We start from the raw sequence: 19814 nt of genomic DNA on the forward strand, positions 1-19814 counted from the left end.
TTGGCCGCGGGCCCGCTCGTCTGGTCCATCCGCGCAGGGTGTCGGGGTCGACGCCGGTCAGGTCGCGGCTGGCGTCCCACAGCCGTGCCGCGACGGCGGTGTCGGCGAGATGACTCCATACCGCCTCTTGTCGGGGTGTGCCGCGCAGGCTGAAGAGGCGTGGTCCCCACAGCTGCCCTCCGCGCACGGCCGGGTCGAGCACCGCTCGGACCGCGGGCCATGCGCCGGCGTGCTTGCCCTGGACGAGGAGGGCGGCGGGCGCCGCACACAGCCGTGCGCCGGGAGTGCGCAGGTGGACCGGCGGTCGCGAGGGGGTGAGCGAGTCCAGGGCGCCACCGGGATGGACCACCACGCTCGCCACCGTGCTGCCCAAGCCGCGCAGGCGGCGGTCGAGTTCGAGTCCGAAGTACATCTGTGCCAGCTTGGATCGTCCGTAGCTGCGCTTGGGGCGGTAGTCCCGCCGGGACTGGAGGTCGTCCAGGTCCAGCCGCTCGGACTTCGCCGCGAAACTGCCGACGGTCACGATGCGTGCCGCCGGTGCGGCCGACAGCAGTGGCAGCAGCCGGCCGGTCAGCGCGAAGTGCCCCAAATGGTTCGTGACGAACATGAGTTCATAGCCGTCCCGTGTCTCGCGGCGCGGCGGGTGATCGAGCGCGACCCCGGCATTGTGGACCACCGCATCGAGACGATCCACCGTCAAGGATTCCATCGCTGTGCTCAGCGACGACAGGTCGGCGATGTCCAACTGGATGGCATCTACCCGCGCGCCGGGCACACGTGAGCGGATCGAGGCTACGGCGGCTTCGGCTCTCGCCGGGTCCCGGCTGCCCAGCACGACGGTGGCTCCGGTGGCGGAGAGCTGCTCCGAGATGAAGTACCCGATGCCCGCGTTGCCGCCGGTGACCAGGAAGACACGGCCTTCGGCACGCGGTAGCCGGTGAACATCCCAGGGCGGGGCGGAGGACGCGGAGGACATGACGGAAGGCTCCCTTGATCCGGAAGGACGAGACGAGACGGTCACGGCCGCTGCCGGGCAAGCGGCTTGTCAACCCACGGTTCCAGCCGGCACCGACACATCACCTATGGATCACCGACAGCCGCGCCGCGAGACGGACATCCCGCCGATAGGCGGAGCGGGTTCAGGCCGTCGTGGGCGCCGACGCGAGGTCGAGGGCGATGTCGGTGATCATGTCCTCCTGGCCGCCGACCAGGCCCCGGCGGCCGACTTCCACGAGGATGGTCCGGGTGTCCAGGCCATGGCGGCGCGCGGCAGCCTCGGCGTGGCGCAGGAAGCTGGAGTACACACCCGCGTAGCCGAGGGTGAGCGTCTCCCGGTCCACGCGGACCTCGCGGTCCTGCAAGGGACGTACGACGTCGTCGGCCGCGTCCATCAGCGGGAACAGAGCGCAGCCGTGCTTCCATCCCATGAGATCGGCGACGGCGACGAACGCTTCGAGCGGGCAGTTGCCCGCCCCCGCTCCCTGGCCGGCGAGCGAGGCGTCCACCCGGGTGACGCCGTTCTCGACCGCCACCACCGAATTGGCCACGCCCAGCCCGAGATTGTGGTGGGCGTGGATGCCGAGTTCGGTGGCCGGGTCAAGGGCGTCGCGGTAGGCCCTCAGTCGGTCTCGGACACCGTCCATGGTGAGCCGGCCGCCGGAGTCGGTGACGTACACGCAGTGGGCGCCGTACGACTCCATCAGTGTGGCCTGGCGGGCGAGTTCCGCGGGCTCGGCCATGTGGGACATCATCAGGAAGCCCGCGACGTCCATGCCCAACTCGCGGGCGGCCGCGATGTGCTGCGCGGCGATGTCGGCCTCGGTGCAGTGGGTGGCGACGCGCACCGAGCGGATGCCGAGGGCGTGTGCCTGCCTGAGGTCGTGCACGGTGCCGATGCCGGGCAGCAGCAGGGTGGTGGGCACCGCGCGCCGTACGACGTCGGTGACGGCTTCGATCCATTCCCAGTCGGTGTGGGCCCCGACGCCATAGGTGACGCTGGAGCCGGAAAGGCCGTCACCGTGGGCGATCTCGATCGCGGCGACACCAGCGGCGTCCAGGGCGGCGGCGATGGTGCGGGCCTGTTCCACGGTGTAGCGATGGCGGACGGCGTGCATGCCGTCCCGCAGGGTGACGTCCTGGACGTACAGGGTGGCAGTCATGCGGTCACCGCCTTGGTGGTGTGGTGGGCGGTCATGCGTTCGGCGGTGCGCAGGGCGGCCGACGTCATGATGTCGAGGTTGCCCGCGTAGGCGGGCAGATAGTGGGCGGCGCCCTCCACTTCGAGGAACACCGAGACCTTGGCGGCCGCGCCGGACCGGGCGGCGGCCGGCAGCAGGGAACGCAGCGGGTCGTCGGTGGCGACGGGGTCGAACTGGACCTTCTGCTTGAGGCGGTAGCCGGGGACGTAGGTCTGGACGCGGGCGACCATGTCCTCGACCGATGCGGTCACCGCGGCGTCGTCGCAGTCGCCCACCAGGCAGTGCACGGTGTCCCGCATGATCAGCGGTGGTTCGGCCGGGTTGAGGATGATGACGGCCTTGCCGCGGGTCGCGCCGCCGACCCGTTCGATGGCCGCGGACGTGGTCTCGGTGAACTCGTCGATGTTGGCCCGGGTGCCGGGGCCGGCCGAGCGCGAGGAGATCGAGGCGACGATCTCTCCGTAGTGGACGGGGGTGACCGCGGCGGCGGCGGCGACCACGGGGATGGTGGCCTGGCCACCGCAGGTGACCATGTTGACGTTGGGCGCATCGAGGTGTGCGGCGCCGTTGACCGGTGGCACGACGTAGGGGCCGAGCGCGGCCGGAGTCAGGTCGACGACCGTGCGCCCGAGCGACCGCAGCACCTCGTCATGACGGCGGTGGGCGCCTGCGGAGGTGGCGTCGAAGACGTAGCGGACGTCGGCGAACTCGGCCATCCGCACCAGGCCGTCCACGCCCTCGTGGGTGGTGGCGACCTTCAGCCGGCGGGCGCGGGCGAGTCCGTCGGAATCCGGGTCGATGCCGGCCATCGCGGCGATCTCCAGTGTTTCGGACAGCCGCAGAATCTTGATCATGAGATCGGTGCCGATATTGCCTGATCCGATGACGGCGACCTTGGTGGTCATGCTCCGGTTCCTTCCTCGGCGGAGCCCGCGAACGCGACCCCGACCGTGCCGAGACCTTCGATGTGTGCGCTGAACTCGTCGCCCTCGGCGGCCACCGCCATGGGCCCGAGCGCGCCGGTGAGGACGATGTCGCCGGCCCGCAGCGGGTCGCCCAGCCGCGCGAGCGTGGCGGCGAGCCAGAGCGCGGCGGTGAGCGGGCTGCCCAGGCAGTCGGCGCCGACGCCCCGCGAGACGGTCTCGCCGTTCCTCATCAGGGTCATCCGTGCGGCGCGCACGTCGACCCGGTCCAGTGGCACGGGGGTACCGCCGAGGACGAACAGACCGCTGGAGGCGTTGTCGGCCACGGTGTCGACGATGGTGATGTCCCAGTCGGCGATGCGGCTGTCGACGATCTCCAGAGCGGGCAGGGCGAACGCCGTGGACAGCAGCAGGTCGGCGACGGTCGGGGCGCGGTGCGGCAGATCGGCGCCGAGCACCAGGGCGACCTCCGCCTCGACCTTGGGCTGCAGCAGCCGGCCAGGGGCGACGCGCGCACCCTCGGGCACCGCCATGTCGGCGAAGAGGGCGCCGAAGTCGGGCTGTTCGACGCCTAGTTGGGCCTGTACGGCGGGCGATGTCAGGCCGATCTTCCGGCCCACGAGTCGTCGGCCGGCCGCGACGGCCCGTTCGACGTGCAGCCGCTGCACGGCGTAGGCGGCCTCGACGTCACCCTCCGGGAGGAGTGAGCGCACCGGAGGGCAGGCCAGGCCGGTCCGGGCGGCGGCGTCCAGGGCCTCGGCCGCCTTCGTCACGGCGTCGGCTGCGTCGTGGGCGCTCATGCCGCCCTCCTTGCCGGAGCGCTACGGGGGCGGTGCGGTACGGGCATGCTGGTTACCTCCGGGAGCGGCGTACGGGCGGGTGTGCGGCACCGGACGGCGATGGTCACGGCAGCGCACCAAACGTATAGATGCAGGGCTTGAGTCGAGGCAAAATATGTTCCATGACACGGAACAGCGCACAGGGCAATATGCTCGACAAGGCAGCAGCGGTCCTTGACTGCTTCCGCCCGGATGGCGGTTCGTTCCGTCTCACAGAACTCGCGGCGCGCGCGGGCCTGGCCAAGACCACCGTGCACCGTCTGTGCGCCGATCTGGTGCGCCTCGGTCTCCTCGAACGCGACGCGGAGAACTACCGGCTCGGCGCAGTCCTGTTCGAGCTGGGCTCACTGGTGCCCCGTCGACGTGATCTGCGCGAGGCGGCCCTGCCCTTTCTGCAGGACCTGTTCGAGGCCACGCACGAAACGGTGCATCTCGGGGTCCGCGAGGGCCATGAGGTGGTCTACGTCGAGCGCATCCACGGCCATGAGGTGCTGCGGTTGCCGTCCCGCATCGGCGGGCGGCTGCCGCTGACCTGCACCGGCGTCGGAAAGGCACTCCTGGCCTTTTCCGGCGCCGAACTGACCGAGGAGGTCCTTGCCGCGCCGCTGCCCCGCCTCACCGCACACTCGATCACCGATCCGGAGCGGCTGCGCACCGCCATCGAGCAGGCTCAGGTCGCGGGCCTCGCCTACGAGGAGGAAGAAGCGGCCCCGGGTGTCAGCTGTATCGCGGCGCCCGTCTTCGACGGGCCCGCCGCGGTGGCCGCGCTGTCGGTGGCCGTACCCCGCGGCCGGTTCAGGCCGGCCCAACTCGCCCCGGCCGTACGGACAGCGGCACTCGGTCTCTCCCGCGCGCTGCGCTCCGGTACCTGACCGCACCGCCCGACGGGCCACACGGGCGGCATCGGGCAGCCTGGCCGGCCGGTGAGAAGTAGACGCAGGCCAGCGCCCGATGACGGCGATCTCGTACGGGGCATGGTGACTCCTTGCTGTGCGAGGGGTGCTACCGCCCGGCGAGCCGGCACAGCGCCTGCCGCAGGCCGGCGACATCCGTCACGGTGTCCAGTGACAGACACCGGGTGATCCACCGCTGCCAGTCCGGGTCGTCGCGTCCGGCGCCGGTCTGGCCGCGGAACTTGGCCGTGACCGGGTCCGCGGGCGCGGACCGGGCGGTGCCACGTCCTGCGCCGGTGATCTTCTGCTCCGCCCGCCGTCCATCCGCGAGATCGACGATCACCCGGGCACCCCAGTGGTCCGGCAGGCCGCGGTCCAGGTCGGGGGCGTCGCCCAGGACCACCTCCGGAGTGTCCTCGGGAAGGGAGCCCCGGAAGAAGGAGACGTCGTCGGCGGCTCCGTGGAGCCAGGCCGCGACGGCGAAGGCCGCACTGGCCGCGGCCTCCGTCGGTCCCGCGGGCGCACGGTCGGCCGTGACGAAACGCAGCAGTGCCGCAGGCAGGAGAATCGTCAGACGACGTGCCGTTCGTACGGGCACCCCGCTGCCCGCCAGCACGTCCAGCGCCTCCAGTGCCGCGTGCAGGGGCCGGGCGCACGGGTATGCCTTGAACACACAGTCGTCCAGGTGCGGCGTCCTGACGGACGTGGGGGCTGCGGCGCTCGCCCCCAGTGCGGCGGCTCCGGGCGCGTCCAGCAAGGTGCGGCTGGCCCGGCCACCGGCGCGCGCCAGGTAGGCGGCCTCCATCCCGTCGGCCGCCGCGCGTCCGGCGAGCAGATAGTGCCCCGTGGCCAGTTCGTCGGTGCTGAGCAGCCCGCCGAGCCCGGCCGCCGCCATCCCCAGAGCCGCGAGTGTCTCCTCGTCGTCCAGCCGCAGCAGGCTCGCCACGGCCGCCGCCGATCCCAGCGCGCCGAAGACCGACGTCGGCCACCAGGCCCTGCCGTACAGGCTCGGCCCGCCGAATCGCAGCCCCGCCTCGACGACGACCTCATAGCCGACGATCACCGCGTCGGTGACGGCCCGGCCCGGCAGCCCCTCGTGGTCGGCGACGGCCAGGGCGGCCGGGACCACCACGGCCGACGGCACCACCGCGGCGGCGGGATGCAGGGCGTCGTACTCGTCGACGTGGGCCAGCACCGACTCCATGAGCACCGTCGTGCGCAGCGCATGCGTCCCCGTCAGGGCCGGCGTGCACAGCTCACCGGTGTCGCCGGTCTGCGTCACCAAGCGCTTCAGCTGCGTCGCCAGGGGATGAGAAGAACCGGCCACCACACAGCCCCATGTGTCCAGGACGTGCAGAGCCGCCGTCGACCGTGTCGCCGCCCCGGCCGCACGGAGGCCGCGTCGGCCGCGCTCGGCCAGTTCCTCCAGCACGCTCACCGGGTGGCTCCGCTCCGCAAGGCCGCAAGCACCGAGGAGCCGACGGTCTCGACCAGCTCGGTGGGCGGGTCGTAGGAGCCCACGTGTTGCAGGAAGACATGGGTGACGCCGTCGGCGTGCAACGCCCTGAGCCGTTCGGTGATCTCCTGCGCCGTACCGAACAGGCAGAACGCCTGAGCGAAACGGAGGGCCGCCTCGTCGCTCACCCACTGCGAGCAGATCCTGACGGCCGCGGCCCAGTCCTCGGCGTGGACGAGATCCGGGTAGACACCCTCCACCTGTGCGGGAACGTCCAGTTCGATCCCGGCGAGCGCGAGGAACGGGGCTCCGCCGTTCTGTGCGATCGACACGCAGATCGGTTTGAGCAGCCGGGCTTCGGCCTCCACGTCGTCGGTCACCGCGCAGTACGCCGAGACGGTCAGCGGGATGGAGGCAGCACTTCGGCCCGCGGCCTCGGCCCCTTCCCGGACCCGGGCGGTGGCACTGGCCAGCGTCTTGCGTGAGACACCGCTGAGGAGGATGACGCCATCGGCGATCTCCCCGGCGAGCCGCAGGTTCCGGGGGCCGCTCGCGGCCAGGTGGATCGGCACGTTCGGGCCCGGGTCCCGAAGACGGGACCGGACGCCGCCGAAGTCCCACTCGCGCCCCTCGAACAGTGCTCGCAGCATCGCGAAACCCTCGCGCAGCTGCGCACCGGTGCTCTGTCGCATACCGATGGGGCCGACCGAGCTGTTGCCCACACCGAGGCCGAGGGTGAACCTGCCCGGGGCGATCTCGGCCACGCTGCGTGCGGCCGAGGCGACGACGGCCGGGTGCCGGGTGACCAGGTTGGTGACGGCACTGCCCAGACCGATCCGTTCGGTGGACAGGGCGGCAGCGGTCAGCACCGTGAACACGTCCCGCCACAGCAACTGCGAGTCGGGGAACCACACCTGGTCGAAGCCGAGTCCCTCCGCCCGCCGCACGGTTTCGACCAGCCGGTCCACTCGGTCGCACGGCGGAATGCGAACGCCGACCCGAAGTCCGTTCTGCTCCGACGTGCTCACGCCTGCCCTCCGCGCAGGAACTCCAGGTGCAGGGCGTTGAACCGGTCGGCATGCTCGTGCTGGGGCCAGTGACCGCACTCGGGGAAGATCTCCAGGGTCGAGCCGGGGATGCTGCGGTGCAGGGCGCGGGCCTCGGGGACGTCACCGAAGGGGTTGTCCGCGCCCCAGACGATCAGGGTCGGGGCACTGATCCGGGCCATCTGCTCGGGGCTGAGCAGGTCCTCCAGGCGGTTGTCCATCTCTTGCAGGCACAGCAGGTTCGGCAGCGCCTCGACGAACTCCGGCTGGTGGTAGATCGCATGGCGGACCGCGACCAGTTCGTCGCTGACGCTCTCGGCGGGGTCGTACATGAGCAGTTCGAGCCGCTTCCGGGTGAAGGCGATGTCGTCGCTCTCCACCGCCCTGCGGGTGCTGGTCCTGATGCGTTCCATCACCTCGGGGTTGGCGACGGTGCCTCCGGGGGCCACCAGGGTCAGACGGCTCACCCGGTCGGGGTGGTCGGCGGCCAGCCTGCCGGCCACCCAGCCGCCGAGGGACTCCCCCACGAAGTGGGCGCGGTCGATGCCGCAGGCATCCAGGTAGGCGAGCACATGCTCGACGTAGCGGGGGATCCGGTACGGGTAGTCGGGGCCGGTGGTGTAGCCATGACCGATCATGTCGATCGCGTGGCAGGCGTATCCGGCGGCCGCATGGGCGGGAATGTTGCGGATGAAGGCCTCCAGGTGGCCGCTGGTGCCGTGCAGGAACACCACGGCCTCGCCCGCCCCGGCCTGCAGGGCCCGGGTGCGGATCCCTCCCGCGTTCACATGTCCGAGGCGGAAGTCGACACCGGTCAGTTCGGTCCAGATGCTCATGTGGGATATCTCCTGTGACAAGGTCAGGCAAGGTCGAGCAAGGTCGAGCAAGGTCTGCAAGGTCTGCAAGGTCAGGAACGTGGTTCGAGTACGGCGACGGCCATGCCGGTGAGCCATTCGTCCATCGCGGCGTAGGCGAGCGTGCGTCCGGTGCACGGGCCGAGAGCGGCGACCATCGCGATCCATGCGCGGATCTCCTGGGCGCCGTTGCCCGCCCGGGCCGCCACCTGAGCGGAGCTGAGGCCGAGCAGCGGGCCGAGGTCGCCCGCCTCGATCATGGCGAGGAAGCGCCGGTCGAACTCCTCGTTGATCTGCGGCCGGGCGGCCCGGATGATCTGCCGGCGCCGCACCTCGTACTCGGCCCACGAGTGACGGCCGTTCAGCCACGCCTCGACCAGGAAGCGGTCGTCGTCGCTGAGCGCTTCGAACCACGCGGGCCACGGCAGTTGGTGGGACAACCCACCGGAGGCGATCACAGCGACCCGCTTGTCCGCGCCGTCACGGCCGACGGCGGAGGCGATGGCCCGGCCGAGGGCGTGGCAGCGGGCCAGCGCGGGCAGGGGCGGCGCGAACATGTTGATCACTACGGGAACGATCGGCACACCCGGCTCCGGCACCAGGTGCTGAAGGCTGTGGGTGATGCCGTGGTCCACCGTCAGCCGGAGCGAGAACGCGGGGTCGAACCCGTCGTCGACCAGGGAGTCCACCAGATGGCGGGCCAGATCCGTGTCCACGCTCAGCGGTCCGGACGGCGTCCCGGCCTCGCCCGCGCCGAGGACCTCGCCGACGCCGACGGTGATCGCGGGCATCAGATCGAGGAAGAAGCCGCGGAAGTGGTTGGAGCCGATGATGACGACCGTGTCCGCGCGGGCCTCGGCCAGCACGCGGCGGGCCTGAAGCAGTCCGTCCCTGAACCGGTGCGCCCCCGGCAGGTGGTCCACCTCGTTCCAGTGCGTGTTCATCAGGGTGCTGTGGGAAGCACCCACGCCCAGGACCACAGAGCTCATGACGGGGCACTTCCTTCCGCGGCGGTCACTTCCGCCCTGGTACGGGTGCAGGTGTTGACCACGGCGTGCACCAGGCACCGGGTCAGGCGATGTGCCTCGCGGAGGTCCACGACGTTCATTCCGGCGGGAAAGTCCAGCGCCAGCGGGGCTTCCCCGTCGATGCGGTCCATGCCTATCCGGGCCGTGGGGATGCCCCGGTTGCGCAGGATGTTGGCGTCGGTGGCGCCGCTGTTGAGAAGGATCGGCTCGTGCGGCCGCCCCTCCATCTCCTCCCAGGCGGCCTTGCCTGCGCGGACGATCCAGCTGTCCTCGGGGGTGGACGTGCCGGGGACGGCGAGCGTCATCTCCCAGTCCAGGTCGATTCCCGGGTGGGCGGCGCGGATCGCGTCCATCGCCGCGGCGAACTCGCGCCGGGCCTGTGCGGGGCTGGTCCGGGGACTGATCCGCAGGTCGACGGTGAACCGGCACAGGGCGGGGGACAGTGAGGCCGTCCGGGGCCAGCCGCCCTCGATGGAGCCGACGTTGCCCTGCGGGGCGACCAGCCCGTCGGTGTGCCGCGCGGTGTACTCGGGAAGCCACCGCTCCAGCGCGGCGATCACGAGGCCCGCGTCCACGATGGGATTGCGGTATGTCATACGGTGCCGGCTGCCCACGTAGCCGTAGGTCCCATGGAGCCGGACCTCGAACCAGCACAGGCCGACCTCCTCCCAGGCCGTCGTCCAGCCGGGCTTGGCGATCAGCGCGTAGTCCGCCCACATCCCCTGCTCAAGCATGAACGAACAGCCGTTGCCCTGACCGGCGTTGTACCGGGCGCCCGGGACGGGTCGCCGGTTGGTCGGCATACCGCCCGCGCCCAGGCCGACCAGCACATCACCCCGCAGCGGCACCCCCGCCCGCCGGACCGCCTCGACGGCGGCGATCAGACAGGCGCCGTGCCCCTTGGGGTTGCTCGCGCCGAGGCCGAGGACATGGTCACCCTCGACGGTGGGTTCCGGGCGCATGTCGGGGCGCAGCACCGGGCCGACCCACGGCAGGTCCTCCTCCTGGGTGCCGGCGGTCAGCGTGTCGATCGGGGCGTACAGCAGCAGATCCACGCCGGTGCCGTCGCCGTGCAGCCGGCCGACCGCGTTGCCCTGGGCCTCGTCGATCGGCTGGTAACGGCCCTCGGCGCCGGACTCGACGAGCCGGTCGGCCAGCCAGCCGGCCAGTCGGCCCTCCTCCCCGGTCGGGCTGGGAATGCCCACCATGCCGACGATCAGTTCGGTGAGCCGACGGCCGTCGATCTGCTGCCATGCGGCCTCCAGCCAGGCCCGTCGCCGCGGGTCGAGGCCGACGGTGTCAGCGGCCATCGGGGGTGACACCTGCCGTGTGGGCCCGGGGCCGCTCGTCGCGGACCACGGTGCCGGTGGTCCTGAGGATCAACGCGGCTCCGGCACGCCGAAGGGGTGCGGCGGCGACGAGGGCGACGAGGGCGCCGACGAGCCCTGTCAGGAGTGCGGTACGTGGCATGGGGATGAACCTCCTCTTGTGCTGGGCGCGGTGCGCCGATCACGGGTGGGAAGACGGGGGGTGGTCGCGGCCGTCCGGCAAAAAGGCGTCGACGGCACGGGCGTAGTCCGCGGGCCGCTCTTCCTGCGGGTGGTGCGAGGTCCGGCCGAGGACGAACACGTCGGCGCGCGAAAGCCGTTGGGCCAGGGTGAGGGCGTAGTCCGGGCCGCAGAACGGGTCGTGCGCGCCCCACAGCAGCAGGACCGGCGCGGCCACCTGGGCGAGCGCGTCGGCAAGGTCCTCGGGTGTGCCTCGCCGTGCCGGGTCCGTGCCCAGTTCCAGCGCGCGCCGGGTGGTGCTGTGGGCGTACCGCAGGGCAACCGTCTTTGCGGCCGGTCCGGCCGGGCCGTACCACTCAAGCCCGGTCATCAGGGCGCGCATCTTGTCCGGGCTCGGCCCGCCGTTGCCGTAGTACTCCTCGCGGGCCCGCGCAGCGAGCGAGACGTCGTACCGGTGCGGCTCCGGCAGCGGGATCGGCTGGCTTCCGGTGACCACGAGGCGACCGACGCGGTCCGGGCGGTCGGCCGCCAGGCGCAGGGCGACCGAGCCGCCGAGTGACTGGCAGACGAAATCGGCGCGGGCGATCCCGAGGGCGTCCAGCAGCCCCGCCAGGTGTGCGGCGTGGAAGGTGAACAGCGGTCCGGTGATGTCGGGGCTGTCGGAGTCGCCGTACTGGGGCAGGTCGACCAGGATCAGCCGGCGCCGCTCGGCGAGTGGTCCGGCGACGGCCGCGAAGTCCGTCCAGGCCGAGCAGCCCGGCCCGCCGCCGTGCAGCAGCACGGTGGGTGTGCCGCCCGTGCCGAGTCCGGTCACCCGCAGTCCCACTCCGCGGATGCCGATGCGTCGTCCGGAGGGAGGGTCAGCGGTCATCTGTGTGCGCCATGGGTGAGGGCTGGACGGCCGGGCCGCTGCGTTCGATGTGGCGGCGCCAGGCGGTCAGGGACAGGTCCGGGCGGTAGAGCCGCTCCGGCGGGGCGTCCATGACGTCGACCATCCAGGCGTCCTGGCCGGTGAACTGTCCGTGGAAGAGCCATCGGACGGCGGCCAGATACTTGGCCTTGAAGACGGCGGCCCTGGCGCCCGTTTCGAACCGGACCATGATCTGCACGTAGCGGACATGGTCGGCGTCCACCGGGACGTACCACTCGTAGTGGATGAAGTGGGGGTAGGCCACCCGGAGCAGTCCGGGAAGGCGTACCGAGACAAAACCGGGGAGGTCCATCCCGGCGATGACCGGGTTGACGCTGTCCGACGTTCCCGGGCGGTCCGGCAGCGGGGCCCGCTTCCACCAGCGCTTGTTGGTCCAGGTGCCCAGACCGGGGAAGTCGGCCTCCCAGTGCACCTCGTCCTGGACGCGGATGAGCCAGGACCCGGACTCCACGATGCGGGTCTTGTTCCAGGCCGGCATGACCTTGAACAGCCGCCACAGGGCCGTGTTGTGCAGGTACTTGGCGTGGCCCTCGTCGAATCCGTTCTCGGCGGCGAAGCGCCAGTTCCCCGGGCGGATGTCGGTCCTGCCGCCCATCACGAACGGCTCGCGGAGGAGTTCTTCGGGGATGTCCCGTTCCACCGGCGGGGCCTCGCCGTCTCCCACGTACACCCAGATCAGGCCCAACCGCTCCGCGACCGGGTAGGTGCGGACCGCCAGCTTGCCGCAGATCGGCGAATCGGGGCCGTCGGTGAGGACCGCACACAGCTTGCCGTCGGCCAGGTCGTAGGTCCAGCCGTGGTAGGGGCAGCTGAGCGTGCCGGGATACTGGCGCCGGCCGAGGGACAGCGGCACCCCGCGGTGCGGGCAGCGATCGTGCAGCGCACGGACCACACCCTTGTCCCTGACCAGCACGATCTTCTCGCCGAGCAGGGTGATCGGGACGGGCTTCTCGCCGACCTGGCCGGTCCACTGCACGGGGTACCAGTAGTTCCGGAAGCCGAGGGTGGCGCTGTTGTAGACGGGCCAGGCCGACCAGTCCTGTCCCTCGGGGTCCGACGCCGGTCGTTCAGCCGCCGCGGCGACGGTCGGCCGCGCGGTGGCCGGGGTACGCGGCCTGCGCCGGGCCACGGCCGGTTCCTCAACGGGTCCGGAGCCGCTTGCCGCGTTGTTCCGGCTGTTCACCATGGCTGATCTCCAAGTCCATTTCCGAGCTGCGATACCGGTTCGGCGGGGAGCCCCGCGGGTGGCCGGGGACGGCGGTGCTTCACAGATCCAGCACCAATCGGTCGGAGGCGGCCCGGGAGACGCAGAGCATCATGGTGTGCCCCGACTCCCGCTCGCTCGCGGAGAGCAGTGAGTCGCGGTGATCCACCTCGCCCGCCAGTACCTTGGTCTCGCAGCTTCCGCAGACACCCTCCCGGCAGGCGCTCGGGACGGCGACCCCCGCCTCCTCAAGGCAGTCGAGGACCGACCGGCCCACGGGTATGCGCACAGCTGTTCCGGTCCGTTCGCAGACCGCCTCGAACTCCCGGTCGGGCGCGGACTCGTCCGCCGGCAGAGCCTTCGCCCTGAACCGCTCGACGTGCAGGCTGCCCTCGGGCCAGGACGCGCACCGCTGCTCGACGGCGAAGAGCAGGCCCTCGGGGCCGCAGCAGTACACCGCGGTGTCGTCGCGGGGTGTGCCCAGCAGGGCGTCCAGGTCGAGCGGGCCGCGCTCGGCCTCCACCACGATGTCGACCTTGTCGCCGTAGGAGGCCAGGTCGTTCAGGAAGGCCATCGACGAACGCCGCCGGCCCCCGTACGCCAACGACCACCGCGCGCCGCCCGCCTCGGCGGCCGCCACCATCGGCAGCACGGGGGTGATGCCGATGCCGCCCGCGAGGAACAGGTAGCGCTCCGCGGGCACCAGGGCGAAGCGGTTGCGGGGCCCGCCCACCTCGACGAGGTCCCCGACCCGCAGGGTCTCGTGCACAAACCGGGAGCCGCCTCGCGAGCGCTCCTCGCGCAGCACGGCGAAGCGGTACGCGTAGCGGTCGTGCGGGTCGCCGCACAGCGAGTACTGCCGGGTGACGCCGGGGAGCACGAGATCCAGATGGGCTCCCGGGGTCCAGGCCGGCAGGGCCGCGCCCTGCGGGTCGGCAAGGGTCACCGAGACGACTCCCTCCGATTCCCGGCGGATCTGCTCGACCCGTAGATCGAGGACGCCGTCGTCGTCCAGTGGTTCGTTCACGGTCTCCTCCTAAGGGGTCGACTCGGTTCGTACTATGTACGGTACGTTGCACGAACGTCAATGCCCTTGAGCCCCGGCCGTCGGTATCCGCAGGCCGTGGGGTTCGATGCTTAACCGGGAACGTCCGTCACCGGGACGTCGAAGAGGTGCTGGATCGCCGCGCGTGGCCGCCGGTCGGCCAGGGCGAGGCTCAGCAGCAGCCTGGCCTTCCACGGGCTGAGATCCGCGGCCGTGAGGAATCCGCCGGCCCTCGTTCCGGCGTGCGGTACGACCCTTCCGGAGCCCACGCGCGACGCCTGGCACACCACGACCCCTTTGCGCGCCGCGCGCTCAAGGGCCTGTTGTTCGGCCGGTGTGGGGTATCCCGCGCCCAGCCCCGCGCTGACGATCCCGGACGCCCCGGCGGCGACCGCCGCGTCGATCAGTGCCCCGTCGCCGCCGAGGTACGACACCACGACGTCGACACGTGGCAGTACGGACGGGAGCGCGCCCAGGTCGAACGGCGGCCCGGTCCGCGGCCCTTCGGTGCTCCGGTGGAACGCCACCTCGCCGTCCGGGCCGGCGAAGCCGATCGGGCCGAGTTCCGGGGAGCGGAACGCACCGAGCCGATACATGGCCGTCTTGGCCGCGTCCCGGGCCGGCAGGATCGCGTCGTCGAACACCACCAGCACCCCGCGGCCGGCCGAACGCGGATGCGCGGCCACCCGGACCGCGTTCAGCAGGTTCAGCGGACCGTCGCCGCCCAGCGCCGACGCCGGGCGCATGGCCCCGGTGACGACCACCGGGGTGTCACCGCCGACGACTTGGGAGAGGAAGAACGCCAGTTCCTCAAGGCCGTTGGTGCCACAACTGACCACCACACCCGTCACCTCGGGATCGGCCGCCGTACGCGCCACCGAACGGGCGAGGCCGAGCAGGTCCCCCACCGTCCAGGCGTGGCTGGGCGGCCGGGGGCGCTCCACCGCGGGGGTGACCAGCCGGACGTCGGCCGTGGACGCGAGTTCCGGCAGGTCTGCCAGGAAGTCGCGCGGGTGCCTGCACCGACCGCTTTCGCCATACGCCGTACGGTCGAGCCGGTCGTGCCCCCATGCCTCGACGGTCCCTCCGGTGGGGAGCCACGCGACCACCGGCCGGACGGGGACCTGCGCACCGGCCGCCTGCGAGGTGCGCGGACCGATCACGGCTCGCCCCTCGTCCGCGCCGTGCTGCCGCCGGCCACCAGCGACGCCGGAGCGGGCGGCGCGGTGGTGTCCCCGGCCGGCTCACGCAGGAACAGGGCCGCGATCAACGAGACGACCGACATGGCCGCCATGTACACCGCGATTCCGAGCCACCCGCCCGTCACATGCAGCAGATACGCGGCGATGTCGGGAGCGAACGCGTTGCCGGCGATCAGCCCGACGGTGAACCCGATCGACATACCCGTGAACCTCAGCCGGGCCGGGAACACCTGCGAGAAATACGCCGGCACCACTCCGTAGTTCGCGGAGTAACCGATGAACAGGAGCGCGAAGCCGAGCAGCATCAGCCAGTACTGCCGTGTCTGCAGCAGCGCCAGCCATGGGAACGGCAGGACGACCAGCGATGCCGCTCCGGCAAGGAACACGTTCCGGTTCCCGAACCGGTCCGCGAGTTTCCCCGCGAGCGGCACACAGACGATGATGACCAGCGTGGCCGGGAGGAGCACGGAGATCATGGTGTCCTTGCTCAGCCCCAGACCGGTCTGGCCGTATCCCAGGCTGTACACCGTCGCCAGTGTGAAGGCCACCCCGGCGCTCAGAATGCCCAGGGCCACCAGCAGGACTCGTCCGCCGCACTCACGGAACACATCGACCACCGGAAGCCGGCCGACCGTGTTCTCCGCCTTGACCGCCTCGAACTCGGGGCTCTCCTCCAGCCTGAGACGCACGAAGAGACCTACGCCGACGAGCACCGCGCTCAGCAGGAACGGCAGGCGCCATCCCCATGCCAGCAGTTGGTCGTCCGGCAGTTGGAGCACCCCCAAGAAGACGAGGTTGGCCAGCAGGAGCCCGGCCGAGGTCCCGGTGTTGACCAGTGATCCGCGGAAGCCGCGTTCATGCCCGTCGGCGTGCTCGACGGTCATCAGGATCGCCCCGCCGTATTCGCCGCCGACGGAGAATCCCTGAGCGAGCCTGGCGATGATCAGCAGGACGGGGGCCAGGCTCCCCGCCTGGCCATAGGTCGGCAGCAGCCCCACCGCGAACGTCGCGAGGCCCATCAGCCCCAACGTGGCGACCAGAGTGGACTTGCGGCCCATCCGGTCCCCGAAGTGCCCGAACACGACAGCGCCGACCGGCCGGGCGATGAAACCGATGGCGAAGGTCGACAGCGACAGGAGTGTGCCCGTGAGCGGGTCCGAGTGGGGGAAGAAGAGCTGCGCGAACACCACCGACGACGCCAGTCCGTAGATGGAGAAGTCGTAGTACTCGACGGTGGTGCCGAGCCAACTGGCCACCAGCGCCCTGTTGCGCTGGTCCCGGCGGGATACACGAACATCGGTAGCTGTCATGAAGGTCCTTTGTCCATAGGGACGGCGAAGCCTGTGAACGAGATGCGCCGACGCTCCCGCGACAGCCGGAGCGTGCATCGCCACGCCGGGGCTGCGTCGTCCCGTGCGGCGGCAGGAAGAGACGGGGAATGCCTGCGATCCGATCGAGGCGTGGGTCCATGACCCGTGAGGCCTGCCTCGCCGGGCAGTCGCCCGACCCAGAGGCCACGAAGTGCTCGTACTATGTACCGTTGGTCGTACGCCGTCAATACTCCCGACGGTGCCCATAACGGCACGCCGACGGGGCGGCGCCGAACATGCCGGCGGTCACAGGCAGCGCTACGGCTGCGCGCCGTGGGTCAGGACGTCGTCGACGCCGCGTCGCCGGCTGAACCCACCCGGACCCGCCGCAGCACACCTTCGACGAGGCACTCAAGCCCGAAGAGGAATTGTTCGTCGCTCGGCAGCGCGGTCAACTCCCCCGCCAATTCGACCATGTTGGGGAAGCCACCCTGCGGCAGGGCCGCGTAGAAGTGCCGGCGCCGACGCCGCAGTTCCTCGACATCGGGCAGGTCGGGCCGCCCCCACGGCCGAGGGGCTTGGTAGCTGGCGAAACCCAGGCTGTACTGCACGATCAGACCGTAGACGCGCACCGCGTCCCCGTCGGTGAAGCCCGCCTCACGCAGCCGCCCGATGACCGCTTCGAACGCGCCCCGCATGGACTCCGGGGTGGTGTTCACCCGAGTGGAGAAGAGCCGCACGATGCTGGGGTGTTCACGCATCATCTCCAGGAAGGCCAGCGCCAGGTCCCGCACGACCGCCGCGGGCGAGGTCTCCTCGGCGGCGGGAAGCCGGAAGGCACCCATGACGTGGTCGGCGATCGCGTCGAGGATCTCCTCCTTGCTGCGGAAGTAGCTGTAGAGCGTCATCGCACCGACACCGAGATCCGACGCGAGCCGCCGGATCGTCAGTACCTCGATGTCCTCCTCGTCGCAGATCCGGGTGGCCACCTCGATGATCCGCTCGGACGTGAGCGTTCTCGTGCGCGACCGCGGACCCGCCACAGGGGATCTCCTCTTCCTAGCACCGCCGGACCCCGGCGGCAGCCGTCCTCGTACAGCACACCGTACAGGCGTCATGAGCCTACAAAGGCCGCGCGGGGCAGGCGAGAGCGGCGACCGCACCGCGCACCCCGGACGGCCTGACCTCTTGACGCGGATCCAGCCACCCGTACAAAGTACGACGAGAAAGTGAACGAACGCACTGCCGCACACCCCCGAGCATGTGCGACGGACGGACCGCCCGCGCGGTGAGCCGTCATCTCCCAACGTCCGTGCCTGGCTCCTGCAAGCCGGGGATTCGTCCGTGGTGATCGCCCAGCGAGCCGGACATCGCCCCCGACCCGAACACCTCGGCCCCCGCCAACCTGTCCACGTCAGGAGAGTTCACATGCTGACCGCCCACTACGTCTCCAGCCGGTTCGGGCAACTGCACTACGTCGAATGCGGCGAGGGCGAGCCCGTGCTGCTGCTCCACCAGACTCCACGGTCATGGACCGAGTACCGGGATGTGCTGCCGCTGATCGGCGCCGGTCACCGGGCCATCGCGATGGACACCGTCGGCTACGGGGCCTCGGCGAAACCCGCCGAGGACCAGAGCATCGAGATGTTCGCCGACGGGGTCGAGGACCTGGTGGACGGGCTGGGACTCGGGGCGTTCCATCTGGTCGGCCACCACACCGGCGGAGTGGTCGCCGTGGAGGTGGCGGCGCGACTCGGCTCCCGGGTGCGCAGCCTGGTGCTCTCCGCGGTCCCGTTCATCACCCCGGACATGCGCGCCCGCGCGGCGTGGCGGCGCCCCGTCGACTGGGTACAGCCGAAGCCGGACGGTTCCCACCTCCTGGAGCTGTGGAACCGGCGCAGGCACTTCTACGAGCCGGGGCAGGAAGCCGCGCTCAACCGTTTCATGGCCGATGCCCTGCGCGTGCTGGAGCGGGCGGAGGACGGCCACATCGCCGTCCGGCTGTTCCCGATGGACGAGAGGCTGCCGCGGATCACCGCCCCGGCGACGGTCGTCTGCGGGCAGGACGATCACCCGTCGATGCCCAGCTTCGAACCCATGGTGAACGCGCTGTCGGCCAAGGGACACATCGTGCCCGGCGCCGGCGTGCCACTGCCCGAGCAACGGCCGGACGAGTTCGCCAGGCTCGTGCTGGAAGCCGTCGCCGCCGAGGCGACAGATCACTGACGGCAGTCGAGGCCAACGGCCCCTGTTCTCCATCCATATGACGGATCTCAACCGAGAGGTCTGGCCATGCTTCATGTGACCGGGCCGGGCCTCGCATGACAAGCCGACCCGGTTCGCCGGGCGCCCGGCGCGAGGGCCGAGCGCGCTCCCCGTTGCACGGGCGACGTCGTCAGGAGGCCGGTGTCCGCCCCCCGCCCTCCTCGGTGCCGGTGTTCGCTGCGCGGGCGGCGATGGCTTCGAGCATCAGGTCCAGGGCGAGGACGAAGTTCTCCTCCTCGTCGACCTCCGGAAGGTAGGGGGCGGCCGCGGCCAGGTGCGGGTAGCGCTGCGCGGGGGCGAGCGCGTACTCGCGTCCCCAGGCGGACTCGTCACCGGAGCGGGCGCCCGCGTCGAGCGCGGCGTAGGTGGCGGCCATGCACGACCAGGAGAGGGCGAAGTCGGCCAGGGCACGGTAGTAGTACACGGCACGGTCCGGGGAAAAGCCGGCCTGGGTCAACGCCGAAAGGATCAGTTCGACGGCCCGCATCTCGGCGGGTCGGCGGGTGGTCCGGATGGTGGCGAGCACCGCCGTGTGCGGGTGCGCCAGATACACCTTCCGCATACGCAGGCAAAGAGTACGCAGAGTCTCCCGCCAGTCCGCGGTCGGCTCGAAGGATTCAAGTGTGCGGGCCAGCAGCTCGTCGGCGATGGCGAGCAGCAGGTCGTCCTTGTCGCGGAAGTGCCGGTAGACCGCGGTCGGGTCGGCTCCCAGCCGGGCCCCGAGCGCGCGGAAGGTGAACTTGTCCGGGCCGTCGCTCTCCAGCAGCTCCAGGCTCGCTTCGATGATGCGCTGCGGCGACAGCGCCACCGCGCGCCGTCCGTTCCGGCCGTCCGCCGCCATGTCGATCTCCACCTGGTCCCTTCGTTCCACTCCGCGCCCATTCTGCCCAAAGAGCCCGGCGACCGGATCACCAGTCCCTGAGTCAACGCCATTGACAACTGCGATGACACGCTCGTTTCATAGTGCCGCCCACTCCCGTTCGCGGCGCCCGCCAGAGCGGCCCCCTCCCCTGCGTCCGGTCAGCCTGGAGGCGCCAGGACTGTGCCGACCACCGCCGAACCGTCCGTCCCGCGCCGGTGACCCCGCCTCACCCCGCGGGCCCGTGCCCCGC

Annotated in this window: 18 protein-coding genes and 1 pseudogene; 2 read left to right on the top strand and 17 right to left on the bottom strand. The window is 71.2% G+C overall.

The window, feature by feature from the left end; translation table 11 throughout:
- Positions 1-43: 43 nt before the first annotated feature.
- From ACFYTE_RS18985 to ACFYTE_RS19000, 4 genes and pseudogenes are all read right to left on the bottom strand, one after another.
- A pseudogene (locus ACFYTE_RS18985) lies at positions 44-976 on the bottom strand (SDR family NAD(P)-dependent oxidoreductase); the annotation flags it as partial.
- A gap of 163 nt (positions 977-1139) precedes the next feature.
- On the bottom strand, positions 1140-2159 hold the full coding sequence (gene dmpG, locus ACFYTE_RS18990; RefSeq protein ID WP_388711274.1) for a 4-hydroxy-2-oxovalerate aldolase: 1020 nt from the start codon (positions 2157-2159) through the stop codon (positions 1140-1142).
- The gene (locus ACFYTE_RS18995) at positions 2156-3103 is read right to left on the bottom strand and encodes an acetaldehyde dehydrogenase (acetylating) (protein ID WP_388711277.1); all 948 of its coding nucleotides are present in this window, start codon (positions 3101-3103) and stop codon (positions 2156-2158) included. Before ACFYTE_RS18995 ends, dmpG begins: the two co-directional genes overlap by 4 nt.
- Complete coding sequence (locus ACFYTE_RS19000) at positions 3100-3921, bottom strand: fumarylacetoacetate hydrolase family protein (RefSeq protein ID WP_388711280.1); 822 nt, start codon at positions 3919-3921, stop codon at positions 3100-3102. The genes ACFYTE_RS18995 and ACFYTE_RS19000 overlap by 4 nt, the downstream gene beginning before the upstream one ends.
- A gap of 188 nt (positions 3922-4109) precedes the next feature.
- Between ACFYTE_RS19000 and ACFYTE_RS19005 the strand changes: the two genes are divergently transcribed.
- Positions 4110-4832 carry an IclR family transcriptional regulator gene (locus ACFYTE_RS19005; RefSeq protein ID WP_388711617.1) on the top strand — a complete coding sequence of 241 codons (723 nt, stop codon included), beginning with the start codon at positions 4110-4112 and terminating at the stop codon, positions 4830-4832.
- 130 nt (positions 4833-4962) lie between these two features.
- Here the strand turns inward: ACFYTE_RS19005 and ACFYTE_RS19010 are convergent, their stop codons facing one another.
- The 12 genes from ACFYTE_RS19010 to ACFYTE_RS19065 form a co-directional block, all read right to left on the bottom strand.
- Positions 4963-6291 carry an MmgE/PrpD family protein gene (locus tag ACFYTE_RS19010; RefSeq protein WP_388711283.1) on the bottom strand — a complete coding sequence of 443 codons (1329 nt, stop codon included), beginning with the start codon at positions 6289-6291 and terminating at the stop codon, positions 4963-4965.
- Positions 6288-7337, bottom strand: coding sequence for an LLM class flavin-dependent oxidoreductase (locus ACFYTE_RS19015; RefSeq protein WP_388711286.1), 1050 nt, complete (start codon positions 7335-7337; stop codon positions 6288-6290). Before ACFYTE_RS19015 ends, ACFYTE_RS19010 begins: the two co-directional genes overlap by 4 nt.
- Positions 7334-8191 carry an alpha/beta fold hydrolase gene (locus tag ACFYTE_RS19020; RefSeq protein WP_388711289.1) on the bottom strand — a complete coding sequence of 286 codons (858 nt, stop codon included), beginning with the start codon at positions 8189-8191 and terminating at the stop codon, positions 7334-7336. The genes ACFYTE_RS19015 and ACFYTE_RS19020 overlap by 4 nt, the downstream gene beginning before the upstream one ends.
- Positions 8192-8262: 71 nt before the next feature.
- Entirely contained in the window at positions 8263-9198 is a 936-nt protein-coding gene (locus ACFYTE_RS19025; protein WP_388711292.1) for a catechol 1,2-dioxygenase, read from the bottom strand.
- Complete coding sequence (locus tag ACFYTE_RS19030; RefSeq protein ID WP_388711295.1) at positions 9195-10547, bottom strand: M20 family metallopeptidase; 1353 nt, start codon at positions 10545-10547, stop codon at positions 9195-9197. Before ACFYTE_RS19030 ends, ACFYTE_RS19025 begins: the two co-directional genes overlap by 4 nt.
- A complete protein-coding gene (locus ACFYTE_RS19035) occupies positions 10537-10707 on the bottom strand; it encodes a hypothetical protein (RefSeq protein WP_388711298.1) in 171 nt (56 codons plus the stop codon). The genes ACFYTE_RS19030 and ACFYTE_RS19035 overlap by 11 nt, the downstream gene beginning before the upstream one ends.
- A gap of 39 nt (positions 10708-10746) precedes the next feature.
- Positions 10747-11616: an alpha/beta fold hydrolase gene (locus tag ACFYTE_RS19040; RefSeq protein ID WP_388711301.1), complete on the bottom strand. Its 870-nt coding sequence runs from the start codon at positions 11614-11616 to the stop codon at positions 10747-10749.
- The gene (locus tag ACFYTE_RS19045; protein ID WP_388711304.1) at positions 11606-12862 is read right to left on the bottom strand and encodes a Rieske 2Fe-2S domain-containing protein; all 1257 of its coding nucleotides are present in this window, start codon (positions 12860-12862) and stop codon (positions 11606-11608) included. Before ACFYTE_RS19045 ends, ACFYTE_RS19040 begins: the two co-directional genes overlap by 11 nt.
- A gap of 79 nt (positions 12863-12941) precedes the next feature.
- Positions 12942-13907: a PDR/VanB family oxidoreductase gene (locus ACFYTE_RS19050; RefSeq protein ID WP_388711307.1), complete on the bottom strand. Its 966-nt coding sequence runs from the start codon at positions 13905-13907 to the stop codon at positions 12942-12944.
- A 110-nt stretch (positions 13908-14017) separates the two neighbouring features.
- Entirely contained in the window at positions 14018-15088 is a 1071-nt protein-coding gene (locus tag ACFYTE_RS19055) for an asparaginase (protein WP_388711310.1), read from the bottom strand.
- Positions 15085-16437, bottom strand: a complete 1353-nt coding sequence (locus ACFYTE_RS19060) for an MFS transporter (RefSeq protein ID WP_388711313.1) — start codon at positions 16435-16437, stop codon at positions 15085-15087. The genes ACFYTE_RS19055 and ACFYTE_RS19060 overlap by 4 nt, the downstream gene beginning before the upstream one ends.
- Positions 16438-16775: 338 nt before the next feature.
- Positions 16776-17480, bottom strand: a complete 705-nt coding sequence (locus ACFYTE_RS19065; RefSeq protein ID WP_388711316.1) for a TetR/AcrR family transcriptional regulator — start codon at positions 17478-17480, stop codon at positions 16776-16778.
- Between the two features lie 385 nt (positions 17481-17865).
- Here ACFYTE_RS19065 and ACFYTE_RS19070 point away from each other — a divergent pair, with 385 nt between their 5' ends.
- Positions 17866-18663 (top strand): alpha/beta fold hydrolase, encoded by a 798-nt coding sequence (locus ACFYTE_RS19070; protein WP_388711319.1) that lies wholly within the window; start codon positions 17866-17868, stop codon positions 18661-18663.
- Between the two features lie 169 nt (positions 18664-18832).
- Here the strand turns inward: ACFYTE_RS19070 and ACFYTE_RS19075 are convergent, their stop codons facing one another.
- Positions 18833-19573 carry a TetR/AcrR family transcriptional regulator C-terminal domain-containing protein gene (locus ACFYTE_RS19075; RefSeq protein ID WP_388711322.1) on the bottom strand — a complete coding sequence of 247 codons (741 nt, stop codon included), beginning with the start codon at positions 19571-19573 and terminating at the stop codon, positions 18833-18835.
- Positions 19574-19814 lie beyond the last annotated feature (241 nt).

Source organism: Streptomyces sp. NPDC004629 (assembly GCF_042873595.1).
In the GTDB taxonomy this organism is placed as follows: Bacteria; Actinomycetota; Actinomycetes; order Streptomycetales; family Streptomycetaceae; genus Streptomyces.

Bases quoted from the DNA above. Each gene is read 5' to 3' on its own strand.
- ACFYTE_RS19070 (WP_388711319.1), top strand. From the start codon at position 17,866: ATGCTGACCGCCCACTACGTCTCCAGCCGGTTCGGGCAACTGCACTAC.
- dmpG (WP_388711274.1), bottom strand. From the start codon at position 2,159: ATGACTGCCACCCTGTACGTCCAGGACGTCACCCTGCGGGACGGCATG.
- ACFYTE_RS18995 (WP_388711277.1), bottom strand. From the start codon at position 3,103: ATGACCACCAAGGTCGCCGTCATCGGATCAGGCAATATCGGCACCGAT.
- ACFYTE_RS19030 (WP_388711295.1), bottom strand. From the start codon at position 10,547: ATGGCCGCTGACACCGTCGGCCTCGACCCGCGGCGACGGGCCTGGCTG.
- ACFYTE_RS19060 (WP_388711313.1), bottom strand. From the start codon at position 16,437: ATGACAGCTACCGATGTTCGTGTATCCCGCCGGGACCAGCGCAACAGG.
- ACFYTE_RS19040 (WP_388711301.1), bottom strand. From the start codon at position 11,616: ATGACCGCTGACCCTCCCTCCGGACGACGCATCGGCATCCGCGGAGTG.
- ACFYTE_RS19025 (WP_388711292.1), bottom strand. From the start codon at position 9,198: ATGAGCTCTGTGGTCCTGGGCGTGGGTGCTTCCCACAGCACCCTGATG.
- ACFYTE_RS19000 (WP_388711280.1), bottom strand. From the start codon at position 3,921: ATGAGCGCCCACGACGCAGCCGACGCCGTGACGAAGGCGGCCGAGGCC.
- ACFYTE_RS19035 (WP_388711298.1), bottom strand. From the start codon at position 10,707: ATGCCACGTACCGCACTCCTGACAGGGCTCGTCGGCGCCCTCGTCGCC.
- ACFYTE_RS19045 (WP_388711304.1), bottom strand. From the start codon at position 12,862: ATGGTGAACAGCCGGAACAACGCGGCAAGCGGCTCCGGACCCGTTGAG.
- ACFYTE_RS19005 (WP_388711617.1), top strand. From the start codon at position 4,110: ATGCTCGACAAGGCAGCAGCGGTCCTTGACTGCTTCCGCCCGGATGGC.
- ACFYTE_RS19020 (WP_388711289.1), bottom strand. From the start codon at position 8,191: ATGAGCATCTGGACCGAACTGACCGGTGTCGACTTCCGCCTCGGACAT.